General features: G+C 38.8%; 12 protein-coding genes and 1 pseudogene. 1 reads left to right on the plus strand and 12 read right to left on the minus strand.

Annotation, left to right across the window (positions count from 1 at the left end; genetic code table 11):
* Window positions 1–97: 97 nt before the first annotated feature.
* Window positions 98–937 (minus strand): annotated as a pseudogene (locus AC4BHA_RS15530) (tyrosine-type recombinase/integrase).
* A gap of 882 nt (window positions 938–1819) precedes the next feature.
* Here AC4BHA_RS15530 and AC4BHA_RS15535 point away from each other — a divergent pair.
* Entirely contained in the window at window positions 1820–2506 is a 687-nt protein-coding gene (locus AC4BHA_RS15535; protein WP_066108446.1) for a hypothetical protein, read from the plus strand.
* A 74-nt stretch (window positions 2507–2580) separates the two neighbouring features.
* Here AC4BHA_RS15535 and rlmD read toward each other — a convergent pair whose 3' ends face one another.
* From rlmD to ligA, 11 genes are all read right to left on the minus strand, one after another.
* Entirely contained in the window at window positions 2581–3957 is a 1377-nt protein-coding gene (gene rlmD / locus AC4BHA_RS15540; protein ID WP_066108449.1) for a 23S rRNA (uracil(1939)-C(5))-methyltransferase RlmD, read from the minus strand.
* A 240-nt stretch (window positions 3958–4197) separates the two neighbouring features.
* Window positions 4198–5178, minus strand: a complete 981-nt coding sequence (locus AC4BHA_RS15545; RefSeq protein WP_490553650.1) for a diacylglycerol kinase — start codon at window positions 5176–5178, stop codon at window positions 4198–4200.
* Window positions 5179–5274: 96 nt separating this feature from the next.
* On the minus strand, window positions 5275–7437 hold the full coding sequence (locus AC4BHA_RS15550) for a GDYXXLXY domain-containing protein (RefSeq protein ID WP_490558885.1): 2163 nt from the start codon (window positions 7435–7437) through the stop codon (window positions 5275–5277).
* Between the two features lie 229 nt (window positions 7438–7666).
* The gene (gene gatB, locus AC4BHA_RS15555) at window positions 7667–9097 is read right to left on the minus strand and encodes an Asp-tRNA(Asn)/Glu-tRNA(Gln) amidotransferase subunit GatB (protein WP_490558886.1); all 1431 of its coding nucleotides are present in this window, start codon (window positions 9095–9097) and stop codon (window positions 7667–7669) included.
* Window positions 9098–10567 carry an Asp-tRNA(Asn)/Glu-tRNA(Gln) amidotransferase subunit GatA gene (gene gatA, locus AC4BHA_RS15560; RefSeq protein WP_490553646.1) on the minus strand — a complete coding sequence of 490 codons (1470 nt, stop codon included), beginning with the start codon at window positions 10565–10567 and terminating at the stop codon, window positions 9098–9100.
* A 16-nt stretch (window positions 10568–10583) separates the two neighbouring features.
* Window positions 10584–10874, minus strand: coding sequence for an Asp-tRNA(Asn)/Glu-tRNA(Gln) amidotransferase subunit GatC (gene gatC, locus AC4BHA_RS15565; protein WP_490553644.1), 291 nt, complete (start codon window positions 10872–10874; stop codon window positions 10584–10586).
* Window positions 10875–11307: 433 nt separating this feature from the next.
* Entirely contained in the window at window positions 11308–12585 is a 1278-nt protein-coding gene (gene aceA, locus AC4BHA_RS15570) for an isocitrate lyase (RefSeq protein WP_490553643.1), read from the minus strand.
* Between the two features lie 42 nt (window positions 12586–12627).
* Entirely contained in the window at window positions 12628–14217 is a 1590-nt protein-coding gene (aceB, locus tag AC4BHA_RS15575; protein WP_490558887.1) for a malate synthase A, read from the minus strand.
* A 598-nt stretch (window positions 14218–14815) separates the two neighbouring features.
* On the minus strand, window positions 14816–16363 hold the full coding sequence (gene pruA, locus AC4BHA_RS15580) for an L-glutamate gamma-semialdehyde dehydrogenase (RefSeq protein WP_490558888.1): 1548 nt from the start codon (window positions 16361–16363) through the stop codon (window positions 14816–14818).
* A 155-nt stretch (window positions 16364–16518) separates the two neighbouring features.
* Window positions 16519–17697: a CamS family sex pheromone protein gene (locus AC4BHA_RS15585; protein WP_490558889.1), complete on the minus strand. Its 1179-nt coding sequence runs from the start codon at window positions 17695–17697 to the stop codon at window positions 16519–16521.
* Between the two features lie 10 nt (window positions 17698–17707).
* On the minus strand, window positions 17708–19723 hold the full coding sequence (gene ligA / locus AC4BHA_RS15590) for an NAD-dependent DNA ligase LigA (protein WP_490558890.1): 2016 nt from the start codon (window positions 19721–19723) through the stop codon (window positions 17708–17710).
* Between the last annotated feature and the right edge of the window lie 18 nt (window positions 19724–19741).

Consider the following 19741-nt stretch of genomic DNA (forward strand, 5'->3'; position numbering starts at 1 on the left):
ACTTAAAGGTAAGCACAAAATATAAAAATAAGCACACCTTCTCGGTACGCATTACAAAAAGGGATTAATCCTTCTTGGATCAATGCCCTTGATCGTATCAGAAAAACTTTTTATATAACTCCCTTCGCAATGCCCCACTTAAATAAGCGTAAATTTTAGTCGTTTCGCTCTTTTCGTGTCCCATCAAATTTTGAATGACTTCTAAAGGTGCCCCATTATTCAATAAAGTAGTGGCATAACTATGTCTCAACTGATGGGGGTGAGTACTTTTATTGATGCCAAATCTTTTCGATATCTGTTTTATGATATATCTCATTTGAGCTATGCTCATACGATGAGGAGCACGTACGGTTACAAATAAAGCTTCTTGATCATCTGTTCTCTCATCCAGGTACCTCTTCAATCAGATATCACACCTAGTATTAAAGTAAACTTCTCTTTCTTTATTTCCCTTACCTAAGACAATTACGGACTGGTTAGAAAAATTAATAGATTGTCGATTCAAATTAACGGCTTCCCCAATTCGACAACCGGTTGAATACATAAACTCGAACAATGCATTTTCTAATGTTGTATCACAAGCTTCTCTTAAATGCTCAATTTCTACTTCAGTTAAAAACTTTGGTATGCGGACATCTAGTTTCAGTTCCTTAATTTTCGCGGCTGGATTACCATTCAGGACATTTACATCTTGAGCCCATCTAAACAACGACTTTATAAAACGTATCCTATGACTCAGGCTAGCAGCCTTTAATTGATCAGCAACATTCCCAAGATAAAGCTTTAATGAATCGGTGGTTATTTCATCAAGGGATCGATCACCGAGATTCCGGATTAACAAGTTTAATTGGACATTATAGGCTTTTAAAGTCTGAAATGAATATCCTTGGATCTGTTTATCAGCTTTATATAAATCCCACGCTTCAGATAGTATCATCCTATTACTCTCCTAATCTATTTTTATCAGTATAGACAAATAGAAAGGAAGTAATACTCCAATTTTATTAAATGATTTCTTATGAAACTTTTTTATAAAAGATAAGATTTATAAGGTTTTATTTAAAAACCACGAGGGCAATTCTATTACTTAACTCCACAGGTACTACAAATTTTTGTAGAAAAAATTACTTGTAAATCTAGTGAGGAAATTAGGATTAAGTATCACTTCGTAATTCCTTTGTAAGAAACGAAAAAAGGCAGTGCCCCCCTATTTAGAGGGCTTACTGCCTTATTTTAAAATAAGTTGCGAGACACACTCTACGTGTGTGGAATGTATGTGGCAACACAATGGGATGTTGGTGGGTTTATGTTCAACAGCTTCTCTCTGCAGACATTAATAGTTAAAAATTAAATTACAGAGATCTGCACTTATAGTTGAGTAAGGAAAGGTACAATAACAATCGTTACAGAAGAATTTAAATATAATTAACGAAATATATTAATTATAAAAATATTTTTGTCTATTTATTCACATAAGCTTGAAATTATATTATTCTAATATAGTAAAGGTGATTAGGTTTTTTCTTTTGTTGTTCTCAATACTTCCTACTATCACTTTAATAAAGTTACTAGCTCTTCTTTTGTTCAAACATATCCATTTAATCAGAATGGCCATTAGCAGGAACCTTACAAGTAATATATAGAAATCCCTACAGTTTGAATCTACTACTTAAGTAGATAGGAAATATTCCCCTTTTTATTCTAGCTTTCATTTCTTTTTTTCATTGTTATTTATTTTCTTCCCTTTAAGAATAAATATTTCACAACAAAATAACACCGCTCACTATAATTTAAAAACATCTATGAAAGGAAGAACATCGTGCCTAAAGTTAAATTATTTATTATTGGAGCAGCTTCTACAGCAATTCTTGTAGGATTATTTTTAGTGTTTTTCGGAGACTCTGAAGCAAAAGAAACGATTATAGCCCCACTAGGGAAAGACATCTATAAAATTACTGAATTAGAGGTTGGAGCTATACAAGATATCGTTAAAGAGACTTACATAGCAGGTAACCCAGTGACAACTACTATTAAACCTGTTGATAAACAAGGGAACTTTTTCTATAACGAGGTTATGGGAATGCAAAAGGTAGTTGAATTGAAATATAAGGCCATAGTTAGATGGGGGTATAAAGGTGAGTTTGATGAAAAAACAGTAGAATACAATGAGAAAGAGAAGATACTAACAATTAAAGAGCCTCAACTAACTGCATTTTACGCAAAAGAATTAGTTGAATCTGATGAAAATTTAGGCTGGGTACAATCCATACTCTCTCCGACTTCCTATGATGAAGCAAAAATATATGATGAACAAGCTAACACAGTTATCGAGCAGACAATTAGAGATAATATTCAAACAGGTAGAGAAAAAGTGCAAGGTCATTTAAAAGACGAAATAAACAAATTAATTGAAAATGAAACAATCAAAGTTCCTATCAGAGATATCAAGTTCGAAGAATCGGAAGAAGAGCTAGATTTAGTTAACAAAGAACTAGAAGATCTTTAAATCATTAACAAGAATCTGGATAAAAAACTGAATGAAAATAAGGATAATAAGGCAGTGCCCTGTGGGGCACTGCCTTATTTCAATACTAATTTTGCTACACACTCCACGTGCATCGTCTGTGGGAACATATCCACAGGCTGCACTTCCACCGTTTGATATCCATGCTCCTCCAAATACATTAAGTCACGCGCTAATGTTGCTGGGTTGCAGGAAACATAGACGACTTTTTTCGGCTTCATTTCTGCGATGGTGTTTAAGAGATTTTCGTCACAGCCTTTACGTGGTGGATCGACAACTAATACGTCTGCTGTGATTCCTTCTTCGTACCAGGCCGGGATGACGGTTTCAGCACTGCCTACCGAAAAGTCGACATTGGTGATGCCGTTTAGTTCTGCGTTCTTTTTGGCGTCTTCGATTGCTTCTGGGACGATTTCGACTCCATATACCTTTTTGGCTTTTTGTGCTAAAAATAAGGAAATTGTACCGATTCCGCAATAAGCATCAATAACCGTTTCGTTACCTGATAGATTCGCATACTCCAGCGTCTTATCATAGAGAACCTTCGTCTGAGTAGGATTCACTTGATAGAAGGAACGCGGAGAGATGGCAAATTTAACATCACCGATATAATCATAGATCACTTCTGCTCCCCATAATACTGTTGTTTTCGACCCAAGAATAACATTTGTCTTCAAGGAATTCACATTCTGAATAATGGATTTAACCCCAGGAACTGCATCAATAATCTCTTTGATGATTTCTCTCGCATGCGGGAGCTCAGGTGTTCTTGTTACAAGGACAACCATAATTTCACCAGTCACTTGTCCATGACGTACCATAATATGACGAAGCAATCCTTTATGATTCCGTTCATCATAGGCACGGACACGGTACTTTTCGCAAATATTCTTCACTGTGCGGATCGTATCGTCGTTTTCTGAAACCTGAATCAGACATTCATCCATATTAATAATTTCATGTGAACGTTTAGCATAAAAGCCGGCAACTAAGCCGCCTTCCATTTCTCCAACAGGTACCTGGGCTTTATTACGATAGTTCCATGGCTGTTCCATACCAAGTACTGGATGGACCGGTACATCAGGCAGTTTTCCGATTCTCGCCATAATTTCCCGAACCATTTTTTCCTTTGCTTTCAGCTGGCCTTCATAGGATAAATGCTGAAGCTGGCAGCCTCCGCACTGACGATAAATTGGACAGGGAGGCTCTACTCGATCAGGACTTTCTTCCAATAGCTCCATCAAGCGGCCAAAGGCATAGCCTTTATTAATTTTGGTCACTTTAATGCGGGCTTTTTCTCCCGGTAAACCAAACGGAACAAAAATAGGATACCCTTCCACTTTTGCAACTCCGGAGCCTTCATGAGTCAGATCTTCAAATACAACATCTATATAATCATTTTTTTGAATTGGCGCTTTTTTCTTTTCAGTCATTCTTTGCTAACCTCGATTTTTTATTGAGTACTCATGATTGTATCATAAAACAGGACAGACAGATAATCCATGGATTTTACCATAAAGTGAAACTTTGCTCAAACGGGTTTTCATTCATCTCCCATTGAGGAGTAATTGACTACTCGGGTTCTGCTGGCGCTTATCTTCCAATTTAACTTCTGCTTACGTTTAATATAGAGGTGTCTATGCCAGTTTGAACGGGATAAAAAAACCAACCTCTTAAAGAAGTTGGTCTAAATCTGGCTTCTCAAATACGGCATCGTCTGAAACAAGTATATGCCGATCTGTTATTTTCTGCTTTTCGTGTACGCTTTCCGGCACGAATACATCCAAATGACGATAGAGGTTAACAAATTCAGCAGGTGCCAAACCGCCAAACTCTCCATCTAAATTTAACTGCAGCTTTTCGGATGAATGTACTTTAATGCGGTTCGCCTTCACATATATCACAGACGGATCATGAATATGCTCTCCGCGTAAAGCTAACGCTGCGATCCGTACAAAATCTGGCAGGTTAATTTTCTTGAGAATTAAAAGTGTAAACATACCATCATTGAGGGAAGCATCTGGTGCTAAGCGTTCAAAACCAGCAACTGAGTTCGTGTTAGCAACAAGGAAAAGCATTGCATCACCTTCAAACAGTTTACCGTCATATTCTATTGACACCGGAGTCGCCTTAAGAGACGGCAGCAACATTTCCAATCCTTTCATATAATATGCCAGCTGTCCCAGTCTGGTTTTCAGCTTGCTTGGGACTTCATATGAAAGCTCGGTTAAGCGGCCACCAGCTGCTATATTGATGAAATAACGATTATCCATTTTTCCAATATCAATTGGAATCGTAAGCCCTTCTGCGATAGTTTCAGCAGCTTCAAGTATCGATTTCGTTGATATACGTAAGGCGCGAGCAAAATCATTTGTGGTCCCTACTGGGATAATTCCCAATTTAGGTCGGTATTCCTGTTCGGCCAACCCATTTACCACTTCGTATATCGTTCCATCTCCACCCGCTGCAATAACCACGTCATAGCGCCTTTCCACAGCAATTTGTGCCGCTCTTGTCGCATCGCCCGCTCCAATAGTTGCATGACAGGAAGCTTCATATCCAGCCTTCTCTAAAATTTCCAAAACCTCAGGTAACTGTCTTTTAAATGCTTCTTTCCCGGAGGTAGGATTGTATATTATCCTTGCCTTTTTCATAATTAATCATCATCCTATATTACAAATTCGGAGTTAATATATCTGTTAAAAAAATACCTCTACTATTATACATCCGTGATAAAACAATTGCTAATTTTACTTATCTTCGGGCAGATTTGATGACACACTGATCAAAATGGCATCCCCATTACTGCCGACTTTTATATTTGCATATTTAGCATTCTGTTCTACTTCTATCCCCGTGCCTTCTTCAATGAAAAAATTCTCAATGCCATAGGTAATCGTATTTCCATTTGCTTTTCCTGTAACAATCACTTGATGGTCATCTGTTCTTTCTTTTTTCGCTTCTTCTATAGTATCATATATCCCTTTCATTTGATAAATCCCTTTTGAATCCTTTTCCACAAGCACATATACACGATCATAATGCTCATCGGAATCTATCTGGCTAATATTATAGGATAATTGAACATAATCCCCCTGTAAAATAGAACGCGGGTCAACCGGCTCTACTTTTAGGATAATATCTGTCCCATTCCGTAAGATCGTTTCCTTCTGAAAAATTATCACGAACAGGATAATTAGCTGAACGAATACGATTGGTGCCCATTTACGCACACTCCTCAGGACAAATTCGAATCGCCCCGTGCTATTGTTTCTTTCTGTTTTCTTATCCAGATAAATTGCTATAGAGAAGAATATTGCTCCTACAATCGCAAAGGTAATAGACTTATGGAGCAGTGTCCAAAATAAATCATAGTATTTATAACCGAGGTATCCGATCAGATAAAGAATAGCAGCATACTCTAACCAGTGATTTCTTTTATGTACAACACGGTACGTAAAATAAACCAAGAAGAAAAGATAACTGAAATTGTAAAGGTAGTAAAGTACACTGTTTTCCGAGAAAAACGTAAGAATGAGCCAAAGTGTCAGAATTGCAACCAGGTTCCACCCTTTTGTATACGGATTTTTTAGCCAAAAGTAAAGTCCAAAGGCTAATGCAATCAGTAGAATGACGACCAACTCACCTGATATTCCTGAGAATAATTCATAAAGCAGGAGTACCACTGCATAAATCGTCCCACCTAAACCCAAAGGATATATGATTCTCTCCCTTTCACGCCAGGTTGTATAGCCAATCAGGAGTAAATAGATGATTAGAACAACGCCTGAGTGATACCACAGAATCGAAGATGAAATAAGCCATCCCGTCAACATCACTGTGTATCGGAGAATGGAATGCTCCCTGGCAATATGACTGCCAATCGGAACGAGAATGACCAAACTCACCATTAACCATGCGATATCCTCTCCTAATCCAATCAAATAAAGCATACCGATTAAAGAGGAGGATAAAAGTAAAACTGCCAAGAAAACAAAGACTAGCTTAATAAGTGTTGGGATAAAGTTATTTTCATCGTTTGTTTTGGAAGCAGTGAGTTTAGCCAGCCATTTAGAGCCCAAAATAACGAGGGTGATTGCAATAAGTAACCCAACAAAATAAGCTAAGAATCCATTTATCCATGATGAAACCATGATAAACTGCGCTATGAGAATGATGGAAATTCCTAAAGAAACAATGACAGTAACTACTTTATTCTGTCTGTTATTCATATAGTCATAGAAAATCCAGCCTGAAATGAGGGCAACTGCCAGATAGACAACGATCCCGATATAAGAAAAAGCATGATCCTCATTAAATAAATAGATAGATGTCCACCGGATAGTCAGTTCAATAGATAATAACTGAATCCAGGCGCTGGATAAATAAGAAATAAGCCTTGGTCCTCTTTTTGAGAAGCCATACAGACAAGCAATGTTTAAGATAATGACTCCCAGAAGAATTATTGTGTGCTCTGTATCACTTCTATCAATCCAGCTATTTAAAGGAAAGAAATACGTGTATACCGTTATATTCAAAAGTATGTAGGATTGAACAAAAAATATCGGATATTGGGTAAACACAGCTAACAGGACAGAGGGAATCAGCCACACTAAAAATAATGTATAGCTATCAGCGTGTGAATTATATACCTGCCCCAAAAGTGCTACCGCTACTCCAAATGCGATTGATCCTCCCCAAAATATCCAGGCTCCCACGTCCTGCTGATGCTGCTTCCATTTTGAAAAGCCATAGCTTACTCCGTAAAATAAAAGCATTAAAATTACGATTAATGCTATTTTCACATAGCGGTCCATTCCTCCCCAGTTGGCCGCAAAAAAATAAATGATCGCGCTCAACCCAAAGAGCAGCCCAATCAGGTAACTTGTTTTCGTCATCTTTTCATGCTTCAATCCTTTCACCCCTTTTCACTATCACGTATATTCTTTCTACTCATCAAAAAAACCTCCCCTTACCAAAGTTGTTAATACCTAAATAACTGACTAATCTGAAAATATGTATATATCTACCATAACAAACTTTCCGACAGAGAGGAATCTAAAAAAAGCAGACAAAGACTGTTGGCTTTCCAGCGATACTTAAAAAGCCTCCCATACATATAGGGAGGCTGTCAGTTACCATTTATCTTTTTTGAAGCTCTTCCATGATCAATTTATTGACCATTTGCGGATTGGCTTGCCCTTTTGTTGCTTTCATCATTTGCCCAACAAGGAATCCAACCGCTTTTTGCTTACCATTTTTAAAGTCCTCAATTGATTGAGGATTCTTATCCAATATTTCTGTGACGATTGTACGTAAGGCTCCCTCATCAGAAATCTGTACAAGACCTTTTTCCTTTACAATCGTTTCAGGATTTCCACCATGCTCCACTAATTCTTTAAATACAGTTTTAGCAATTTTCGAAGAGATTGTACCGTCCGTAATCAATTTGATTAAGCCAGCTAATCCTTCTGGAGTAAGAGCCGTGTCATGCAGTTCTTTTTGAGACGTTTTTAAGTAAGCTGAAAGCTCACCCATAATCCAGTTGGAAGCCTGCTTAGGTTCTGCCCCAGCAGCTGTGGTTGCTTCAAAGAAATCGGCTGTTTCTCTTGTTACAGTTAGCACACCCGCATCATAGGCCGGCAGTCCGAATTCTTCTGTATAACGCTTGATTCGTGCATCCGGCAATTCAGGAATTTCTGCACGCACTCGGTTTTTCCACTCATCATCGATATATAATTCGACTAAATCCGGTTCAGGGAAATAACGATAATCATCAGAACCTTCTTTAACACGCATTAAAAGAGTTGCCCCAGTTGCTTCATCAAATCTGCGAGTTTCCTGCTGAATTTCCCCGCCTTCATTCAATACTTCGGCTTGTCTTTGTTGTTCAAACTCAAGTCCTTTACGAACAAAGTTGAAGGAGTTTAAGTTCTTCAATTCCGTCTTCGTACCGAACTCTTCCTGACCATATGGGCGTAAGGAAATATTTGCATCACAGCGTAAGCTTCCTTCTTCCATCTTACAATCGGACACACCTGTGTACTGAATAATCGTTTTTAGTTTATCAAGGTATGCATATGCTTCCTCCGGTGTACGGATATCCGGCTCAGAAACAATCTCGATAAGCGGTGTTCCCTGCCTGTTATAATCACACAAGGAATAGCCATCAGCAGTATGTGTCAATTTCCCTGCATCTTCTTCTAAATGAAGACGTGTGATTCCGATTCTTTTCTTCTCACCATTTACCTCAATTTCAATCCAGCCATTCTCTCCAATCGGTTTATCAAACTGCGAAATTTGATAAGCTTTCGGATTATCCGGATAGAAATAGTTTTTACGGTCAAATTTTGTATCAGTCGCCACTTCACAGTTCAGTGCCATTGCTGCTTTCATCGCAAATTCGACTGCTTTTTTGTTTAATACAGGCAATACACCTGGGTATCCAAGATCAATGACAGATGTATTCGTATTAGGTTCCGCTCCAAATTGGTTCGGAGAGGATGAGAATATTTTGGACTCTGTTTTTAATTCAACATGGACCTCAAGTCCAATGACTGTTTCGTATTTCAATTACTCCACCCCCTGTAGAGACGGTTTTTGTTTATGAAAATCTGTCGCCTGTTCAAAAGCATGAGCAACTTTATAAACCGTGCTTTCGTCAAAATGCTTCCCAATAATTTGTAAACCAAGCGGTAGACCTTTACTGAATCCATTAGGAACAGAAATTCCCGGCACTCCGGCAAGATTAACAGGAATGGTTAAAATATCATTCATGTACATTGTCATCGGATCACTTGTGTTTTCACCCAATTTAAATGCAGGAGTTGGTGTAGTAGGTCCTACAATGACATCATACTGATCAAATACGTTTTCGAAATCCTGTTTAATTAATGTACGGACTTTTTGTGCTTTTTTGTAGTATGCATCATAGTAACCGGAGCTTAATGCAAAGGTACCAAGCATAATCCGTCTTTTCACTTCATCCCCAAAGCCCTCAGCTCTCGATTGCTTATACATTTCGAGTAAGTTCTGTGGGTTTTCCGTTCTGTGTCCATAACGAACACCGTCAAAACGAGAAAGGTTTGCAGATGCTTCAGAAGAAGACAATAAATAATACGCTGATAGAGCATATTTAGAATGCGGCAGAGATACCTCTTCATATGTAGCGCCCAATTTCTCCAGAACCGCCAATGAATTGAGGACTGACTGACGCACTTCCTCAGTCACGCCTTCGCCAAGATATTCTTTCGGTACAGCAATCCTAAGCCCCTTTACATCACCAGTTAATGCCTTTGTAAAATCTGGCACCTCAATATGCGCTGAAGTTCCGTCCATTGGATCCAGTCCAGCTATGGCATTCAATAAATATGCATTATCCTCTACATTACGCGTGATTGGCCCAATTTGGTCCAATGAAGAAGCAAATGCCACTAAACCATAACGGGATACACGTCCGTATGTCGGCTTCATCCCTACAACCCCACAGAATGAAGCTGGTTGACGGATGGAACCGCCTGTATCTGATCCCAAGCTAAATGGGACTTCACCAGCCGCAACCGCAGCCGCTGATCCACCTGAAGAACCTCCAGGTACTCGTTCTAAATCCCATGGATTAACTGTTTTTTTGTAACCTGAATTTTCTGTGGAAGAACCCATTGCGAATTCATCCATGTTCAACTTACCAATTGTGATGGTTTGCTCTTGTTTTAACTTTTCCACAACTGTTGCATCATAAATTGGGTTAAAGTTGTCTAAGATTTTGCTGGCACAGGTCGTGCGCAGATTCTTAGTCACAATATTATCTTTAATCCCAATTGGCATTCCAAATAAAGGACCGCCGATTTCTCCAGAAACTAGCTGTTCATCCAGTTTTCCAGCTTCTTTATAGGCATTTTCCTCATTTAATGTTAGAAATGCATTAACATTGTCTTCAACTTTTTTAATTTTAGAAAAGGATTCTGAAACTAAATCTGTTACTGATAATTCCTTTTTACGAAGCGACTCATGCAAGTCCGCTATTTTACGATCAAATAAAGACATGATTTCCCCTCCCTGACTACTCCATTATTCCCGGTACACGTATTTGTCCATCTTGATGGTCAGGAGCATTTTTCAGTACTTCTTCCCTAGGCAATCCTTTAGACGCCTTGTCTTCTCTCAAGACATTCTTCATATGTAAAACATGTGTAGTAGGTTCGATATTTTCAGTATCTAACTCATTCAATTTTTCAGCAAACGTAATAATTGAATCCAACTGTTTTTGTAACTTTTCAGTTTCTTCTTCTGTAATAGCTAATCTTGCCAAATTAGCAACATGCTTTACTTCTTCTTTTGAAATGCGAGTCATTTCATACACCTCCATTTTGCTACGTGCTCCAAATACAATTATTATGATAATACCAAACTTTCGCGCGTTAAAGCAATCGGAATTAACCGCAGAAATCAGCATATAGTCAATTAAATAAAGAAAGATGGAATTATTCCCCTGAACACCGAATTATTGCCCGGGAAAAGTTTGTCGTGATTTGAAAAATCCATTAATCTCAAATGTTGATAAAATACGACATACAACCCTTTTTATGAATCAATCTACCTTCTTTGACCAGCAACTTATACATTTTCTTTCAAAGGTCCGAAATATAACTTAACCTTTTTTCACCTATGGTCTGTTTTTTTCAGCAGAATATCCCGAAAATAATACGAAGTTTCATTCTCCAGATAAACTAAAAAAGGAATCTGAATAAGTTTCAGATTCCTTTTTTCCATTGTTTATTTGTATATTAGGCTTTCTGGAATTGCTCTTCTTCCGTAGAGCCTTTTAGGGCTGTTGTAGAAGAAGTTCCGCCAGTAATAACCTGTGCCACTTCATCAAAATAGCCAGTTCCTACTTCACGTTGGTGTCTTGTTGCTGTGTAGCCATATTGTTCGCTTGCAAATTCATTCTGTTGCAGCTCAGAATAGGCAGCCATTCCGCGCTCTTTGTATCCTCTTGCTAATTCAAACATGCTATGATTCAAGGCATGGAATCCGGCAAGTGTAACGAATTGGAATTTGTAGCCCATTTTCGCGATTTCCTTTTGGAAGTTTGCAATGGTATCATCATCCAATTTTTTCTTCCAGTTGAAGGATGGTGAACAGTTATAGGCTAACATTTTATTTGGATATTTCTCATGGATGGCATCGGCAAATTTCTTCGCATCCTCAAGATTAGGCTCAGATGTTTCACACCAGATTAAATCTGCATATGGTGCATAAGAAAGTCCCCGTGCGATTGCTTGATCAATGCCTGCTTTCGTACGATAGAATCCTTCAGGAGTTCTTTCACCCGTGATAAATTCCTTATCAGTAGGATCAATATCACTTGTGATTAAGTCAGCTGCATCCGCATCCGTACGGGCAATCAGAATAGTTGGAACGCCCATTACATCTGCAGCAAGACGAGCTGCAATTAGGTTTTTCACTGCTGTTTGTGTTGGAAGAAGTACTTTACCGCCCAAATGGCCGCATTTCTTTTCAGAAGATAGCTGATCTTCAAAGTGAACACCTGCTGCACCTGCTTCAATCATGCCTTTCATCAGTTCAAAACAATTCAACTGACCGCCAAAGCCTGCTTCAGCATCAGCAACAATCGGTTGGAACCAATCGATATCTTCTTTACCTTCTGAGTAGTGGATTTGATCCGCACGTTGAAGCGCCTGGTTTATACGTTTTACGACAGCCGGTACGCTATTGGCTGGGTATAAAGATTGGTCAGGATACATATTTCCGGAAAGGTTCGCATCTGCAGCAACTTGCCATCCGCTTAAGTAAATCGCTTTTAATCCTGCTTTTACCTGTTGGACAGCCTGATTACCTGTTAATGCACCTAGCGCATTAATATAATCCTCTGTTTTAAGGTAATTCCAAAGCTTTTCGGAACCTCTTCTTGCTAAAGTGTGTTCAATTTGCATGGAACCACGCAGTTTTAATACATCTTCTGCTGTATAAGAACGTTCAATTCCTTCCCATCTTTCATCTTTCCACTCAGCCTCTATTTGTTTAATCAGTTCTTCTCTCATCTTTTGTACTTCCTCCTTTTATATGAAACCTAATGATTTGTTTTATAGAATTTCGTAGGCAGGTAAAGTCAAGAAGTCATAATACTCATCACTGATAATCAATTTATCAAAAAGCTCTGCTGCTTCGGTGAAACGCCCATTCTCAAAACGTTCTTCACCAAGATCCTGTTTAATCTTTTGCAGCTCTTCTTCTTTTAATGTTTTGTACATCTCCATATCAATCTTGCGTCCATCATCCAATACACCTTTAGGATGACGTAACCATTGCCACACTTGAGCTCGGGAGATTTCAGCAGTAGCTGCATCCTCCATCAGATTATTAATCGGTGCTGCACCTCTTCCATTAAGCCAGGATTCTATATATTGAATTCCAACATTAATATTAGTCCGAACACCTTGCTCTGTGATGGAGCCCTCTGGCACCTCGAGGAGATCAGTTGCTGTAACCTGAACATCGTCACGCTTTTTATCGATTTGATTCGGCTTCGGCATATAGTGGTCAAATACTTCCTTTGCCACTGGTACAAGAGCAGGATGGGCGACCCATGTTCCATCATGGCCATTTTTCGCTTCGCGTTCCTTATCAGCCTTTACCTTGGCAAAGGCCTCTTCATTTGCTTTTTCATCATTTTTAACCGGGATTTGTGCAGCCATGCCGCCAATAGCTGATGCATTCCGTTTATGGCAGGTTTTAATGGCCAACTGGGAATAGGCAGACATGAATGGCACAGCCATTGTGACAACAGATCGATCCGGTAGAATGATAGAATCATGGTTTCTGAATTTCTTCAGATAGCTGAAAATATAATCCCATCTTCCACAGTTTAAACCGGCTGAATGATCCTTCAATTCATACAGAATTTCATCCATTTCAAATGCTGCAAGGATGGTTTCAATGAGGACAGTTGCTTTAATGGAACCTTGTGGAATACCTAGGTGATTTTGTGCATAAACGAAGACGTCATTCCATAAGCGTGCTTCCAGATGACTCTCTATTTTAGGCAAGTAAAAGTAGGGACCGCTTCCATTTTCGAGTAAGGTCTTTGCATTATGGAAGAAGTAAAGTCCAAAGTCAAAAAGTCCACCGGAGATCGGCTGTCCTTCCAACGTGACATTTTTTTCTTCCAAATGAAAACCTCTTGGTCGAATGATGGGAACAGCAGTTTCTTCATTTAATTTATATTTTTTACCGTTTGGATTTTCAAAAGTAATTGTACGGTTTACAGCATCGCGGAGATTAATATGGCCTTCAATATTGTTTTTCCATGTTGGGGAGTTGGCGTCTTCAAAATCAGCCATAAAGCATTTAGCGCCTGAATTTAAAGCATTAATCACCATTTTCCGATCTACAGGTCCTGTAATTTCAACTCTTCTATCCTGCAGGTCCTGTGGTAAAGGTGCAATTGTCCAATCACCTTCACGAACACTTTTTGTCTCCGGCAAAAAGTCTGGAAGTTTACCATTATCAATTTCTTCTTGGCGCTTGGTACGCTGCTCAAGCAATTCCTTTCGCCTTGATCCAAAGTGCCTTTCCAGATTCTCAATGAATTCAAGAGCTTCCGGAGTCAATATCTCATCAAAACCATTCTCCATTTTTCCAAGAATATTGATTCCATTCGTTTGTACTGCCATGTAAGACATTCACTTCCTTTACCTGTATGTTTTGTTATAAAACAGAAAAATTATTATATTTTGTATTATATAACAGTTTGTGGTTTTTGCAAACTATTTTGCAGTAAAATTTTGCATATTTTATAAAATAGGGTAAAACATCTCACAAACTAAGGAGAAATGTAATATTTAGAGATTACAGGTATAGTATGAATTTCATAGACAATAACCATTTTGATATTCTTAACTTTATCTTGAACACAAGACGACTGATTGATAATCTCGCTCAATCAAAGTAACAATCGCTAAAAAACTATGATTATCACTCATTTGGATCTATTTCCGCTCAATAAAAACCTATTCGCTCATAAATTTCTGTTTCCGCTCAATTCCTACCAAAATCCGCCCAATAAAGTGCTCTTTCGCTCATTTCTCCATTAAAAGTCTTAGTTTTCTTACCCAAGAAACTCAAAAGCTTATTATTTTTGATAGTTTGCTTAAAAAATTTGATTTCCCCCTCAATCAAATTTTTTATGTTAATAGACTCTTATTCCCCCTGTTAATAAAAAAGCTCCCCACCGAAAACAATCGGAGAGGAGCTTTAATATAGCCATATATATTAATAGGTTTCAGATGTAGTTTTAGCTTGCATATGCAATGTTAAGTAGTCAGGACCGCCTGCTTTTGAATCTGTACCGGACATATTGAAGCCGCCAAATGGTTGGTAGCCGACTATCGCACCTGTACAGCCTCTATTAAAGTATAGGTTTCCAACATGGAAATCTTCACGGGCTTTTTCTTGGTGTGCACGATTTCTAGTAATTACAGCGCCTGTCAATCCGTAATCTGTATTATTAGCTATTTCAATTGCTTCATCAAAGTTACGGGCTTTGCTGAATGCTACAACAGGACCGAAGATTTCTTCTTTCATAATTCGAGCATCAGGTGCCAAATCGGCTATAATGGTCGGTTGAACAAAGAATCCTTTGGAATCATCCGATTCTCCGCCTGTCATGAGGCGACCCTCATTTTTGCCAATCTCAATGTACTCGGTTATTTTCTTGAATGCAGAAGCATCCACGACTGGTCCCATAAATGTAGCAGAATCGGTCGGATCTCCTACAGTCAATTCTTTTGTCAATTCAATCGCTCTGTCCAGTACTCTATCATACACATCTTCTACAATAACAGCTCTTGAACAAGCAGAGCATTTTTGTCCGGCAAATCCAAACGCTGACGCAACGATTGACTTGGCAGCCAATTCAAGATCAGCATCTGAATCTACGACAATTGTATCTTTACCGCCCATTTCAGCGATAACACGCTTCAGCCAAATTTGGCCTTCCTGTACCTTAGAAGCTCTCTCGTAAATCCTGGTTCCAACTTCACGGGAACCTGTGAAGCTGACAAAACGAGTTTGCGGATGATCAACAAGATAGTCTCCCACTTCACTTCCATTTCCAGGTACAAAGTTAATAACGCCTGCAGGAAGACCGGCCTCTTCCATAACCTCTACGAACTTAGCAGCCACGACCGGTGTTGTGGAAGCTGGTTTTAGCAATACTGTATTACCCGTAACAACAGCTGCTACGCATGTACCGGCCATAATCGCAAATGGGAAGTTCCATGGGGAAATAATAATTCCCACTCCCAGTGGTATGTAGTCATATCTATTATATTCATTAGGACGGCTTTGTACCGGCTGCCCATTCTTTAATTTCAACATTTGTCTAGCATAGTACTCAAGGAAATCAATTGCTTCAGCTGTATCCGCATCCGCTTCAACCCATGGTTTTCCCGCTTCTCTTACCATAATGGCAGAAAATTCATGCTTTCTGCGGCGAATAATGGCAGCTGCTTTAAATAAAACATCTGCACGCACTTCAGGTTTCGTTTTACTCCAAGTCTTGTAAGCTTTTAGTGCCTCCTGCATTGCCTTTTCTGCTAAATCTTTATTTGCCTTGGAAACGCGGCCTACTATTACTTTTTTATCTGATGGGCTAATGGAAACAATTTTATCATCTGTAGATACTCTTTCTCCACCGATAATCAAATCATAGTCCTTGCCAAGATAGCTATCTACTAATCCCAAAGCATCCTCAAACGCTTTTTTGTTTTCGCTTACAGAAAAATCAGTAAGTGGTTCGTGCTTATATGCTTGTACCATTTGATTCCCTCCCTATATTTCTGTAGTAACCCCTTTTTATTCTACTCTATTGGAAGCTTGTAAGTCATCTAATATAGTTTATATTCAAAATCTTCACAAGAAACTAACTACATATCTATATCCACAAAAAAAGCTACCACAATGGGTAGCTCTGTTTATTCATTATATATATACACATCTGGTTCTTTGGAATTTGCCTTTTTCACAATGAGTGATTCCTGTCCATTGGAAGATGCAATTTTTGTCTCCACCGATAAATATTCAGGGAAACTCGATTTCACCAATCCAGCCACATATTGTGTAAATCCAATAACCTCTGTTTTTCCGTAAAACTGCATATCTATGGAGATGGTCAGCTTTTGCAATTCTTTATTCACATAAAAGGCTTTTCCAATTACTCCATTAAAATTAGGGAAGTATTCTTCAACATCCTGCTTAAAATTAGCAAAGGTCGTTGCATCATCACGGAAATCCTTTGTTGCTTTATTGGATGGGAACAAATAATACTCTTCTTGTACGTTTGTCCATTTGGAAATCTTATTACTTTTCTCTCCTACTTTTGTATAAGAAATAAAATTCCCAGGCACAACCGCATCCCTGCTTCCTTGTTCAAATAAAGCAACCATAATCGGAACGGTTTCTCCGCCTTCCATTGTTCTAATTCGTTTCACAACTTCAGCTGCAATTTTTTGACCTTCTTCAAGCAGTTTATCTTCTTCAATTTTTATTTCGTACGTTTCCCCATACTTTTCCTTTTGATAATAAAATACTGAATTCAAGGCAAGCCCTATCGAAATGCCGCCCAACTCAACTTTATTATCATCTGTTTTGATCAGATAATCATGCTCTAAAATATGGGCAAGATATTCTGGATTTTTCTCATATCTTTCCTCAATATCACCCTTCCCATCATCTAAAGGGTTTAAGCCGACGTTGTCCTCAGCAGTCAGTTTGTTCTCTTTCAACTGCCCTTTTGTATATTTACGATTCAGCCAGCTTTTAATCGTTTTCGTGTCCAATAACTGACCTTCTCTAAAAATATATTCCTCCGTTGAGAATGGGTCATGAGACAATCTCATCAGCCCTGTTTCAAACTCTTCCAAATCAAGTCGCGTATTAATGTTTGAAACCACAAGACCTCTGGAACTGCTTATCTGATAAGGCAGCATCGTTTGATAATAATTGTCGGAGATTTGATATTCGGGAATAATGGAAGACTCTTTCTTGGAATCTTTCTCGGTATTATCCTCTACTACCTCATCCTTATCAAATTGTGGTGCGCAGCCTACAAGCATAAGTGCCAGTACCATGGTTATTGCTATCAAACGCTTCATCCCTACACCTCTATCCCTGCTTGCCCAGTTCTTCCAGTAAATTGCTTTCATCCCATATTTCAATTCCTAAATCCTGGGCTTTTTTTAATTTTGATCCGGCATCTTCTCCGGCTATTACTAAATCTGTCTTTTTACTTACGCTACCCGTTACAGTTCCACCTAAAGCTTCAATCAACTCTTTTGCTTCAGTTCGTCCGTACTTTTCCATCTTTCCTGTAAGTACAATGGTTTTTCCAGAAAAATAACTATCTGTAGCTTCAGCGATATTTTTCTTTTTACCTTTATAGAGCATATTAACCCCAGCATTTTTTAATTCATCGATCAATTGCTGGCATTCTTCCTGATTAAAATAAGTCACAACCGCATCAGCCATTTTGTCCCCAATTTCATTAATAGCTGTCAATTCAGCTACATTTGCCGACATTAGACGATCCATGTCTTCAAATTCTTCCGCGAGGATTCTTGCAGCCTTAGCACCAACATGGCGGATTCCCAGTCCAAATAAAAGGCGCTCCAATGAGTTGCTCTTAGATGCTTCAATAGCGTTCAAAAGATTGTTCGCTGATTTATCCCCCATACGCTCCAAATTAATCAGCTGGTCATATGTCAATTTATAAATATCCGCTACATCCTTAATTAACGATTCATCGAATAATTGAATGATGACTTTTTCACCCAGACCATCAATATTCATGGCATTTCGTGAAACAAAGTGAATCATCCCCTCTTTAATCTGAGCTGGACACTTTGGATTGATGCAGCGCAAAGCTACCTCTCCTTCCAAACGAACAAGCTCACTATCGCAGTCAGGGCAATGCGTTGGCATATGGAATTCCTTTTCTTCCCCTGTCCGCTTATAAAACAGAACATTGACAACCTCCGGAATAATATCACCGGCTTTTTTGACGACAACATGGTCTCCAAGCCGAATATCTTTTTCACGGATTAGGTCCTCATTATGAAGGGAAGCCCGTTTAACTGTTGTACCTGCTACTCTTACCGGGTCCAATAAGGCGGTTGGCGTAATAACGCCTGTACGACCGACAGTCAATTCAATATCGCGAAGAATAGTGATGACTTCCTCTGCAGGGAATTTATATGCAATCGCCCATCTTGGACTTTTTGCAGTATATCCTAATTCCTCTTGTTGAGAAAGTGAATCGACTTTGATGACGATTCCATCAATATCATAATCAAGCTCAGGCCTTTTGGCTGACCATTCCTCAATATACTCTAATACATCTTCAATCGTAGCACATCTTCTGCGATGCGGATTGGTTTTCAATCCTAATTTTTGAAGAAAGTCAAGTCCTTCACCATGGGATTCAACACCTGTTTCTCCTGTTTCACCAATCCCATAAAGGAAAATATCCAAATTCCGCGAAGCAGCTATGCGTGGATCAAGCTGACGCAAGGATCCTGCTGCTGCATTTCGTGGATTGGCAAATGGCTCTTCCCCATTTTCTTCCTTCTTTGCATTTAAGGAAACAAACGATTTCTTTGGCATATATGCCTCACCGCGTACCTCAAATGTAACTGGTTCATTCAATCGGAGTGGGATGGAACGAATGGTTTTAAGATTAGCAGTAATATCCTCACCAATTGTTCCATTTCCTCTTGTAGCCCCTTTAACAAATAGCCCTTCTTCATAACGCAGGGAAACTGCCAGTCCATCTATTTTCAATTCACATATATAAGAATATCGGTCTGTACCAAGCCCTGAATTTACTCGGCGGTCAAAATCGCGCAAATCACTTTCGTTAAAGGCGTTACCAAGACTTAGCATCGGTGTAATATGTTCTACTTTTGCAAACGTATCAAGCACTTGTCCACCAACTCTTTGAGTAGGTGAATCTGGGGTTTGCAGCTCCGGATATTGACTCTCCAATTCCACCAACTCTTTATACGTCTGATCATATACAGAATCAGGAACTGATGGCTGGTCGAGAACATAGTATTCATATCCATATTGGTTTAATAGTGATTGAAGCTCAGCCACTCGTTTTTGCGCTTCTTTTATATCCATATTTTCAGCCCTCTCTAC

The sequence above is a fragment of the Pradoshia sp. Z3_51 genome (genome assembly GCF_058215915.1).

Excerpts from the sequence above, each read along its gene's own strand:
- AC4BHA_RS15585 (WP_490558889.1), bottom strand. The coding sequence starts at position 17,697 with ATGAAGCGTTTGATAGCAATAACCATGGTACTGGCACTTATGCTTGTA.
- aceA (WP_490553643.1), bottom strand. The coding sequence starts at position 12,585 with ATGAGAGAAGAACTGATTAAACAAATAGAGGCTGAGTGGAAAGATGAA.
- gatC (WP_490553644.1), bottom strand. The coding sequence starts at position 10,874 with ATGACTCGCATTTCAAAAGAAGAAGTAAAGCATGTTGCTAATTTGGCA.
- aceB (WP_490558887.1), bottom strand. The coding sequence starts at position 14,217 with ATGGCAGTACAAACGAATGGAATCAATATTCTTGGAAAAATGGAGAAT.
- rlmD (WP_066108449.1), bottom strand. The coding sequence starts at position 3,957 with ATGACTGAAAAGAAAAAAGCGCCAATTCAAAAAAATGATTATATAGAT.
- pruA (WP_490558888.1), bottom strand. The coding sequence starts at position 16,363 with ATGGTACAAGCATATAAGCACGAACCACTTACTGATTTTTCTGTAAGC.
- ligA (WP_490558890.1), bottom strand. The coding sequence starts at position 19,723 with ATGGATATAAAAGAAGCGCAAAAACGAGTGGCTGAGCTTCAATCACTA.
- gatA (WP_490553646.1), bottom strand. The coding sequence starts at position 10,567 with ATGTCTTTATTTGATCGTAAAATAGCGGACTTGCATGAGTCGCTTCGT.
- AC4BHA_RS15545 (WP_490553650.1), bottom strand. The coding sequence starts at position 5,178 with ATGAAAAAGGCAAGGATAATATACAATCCTACCTCCGGGAAAGAAGCA.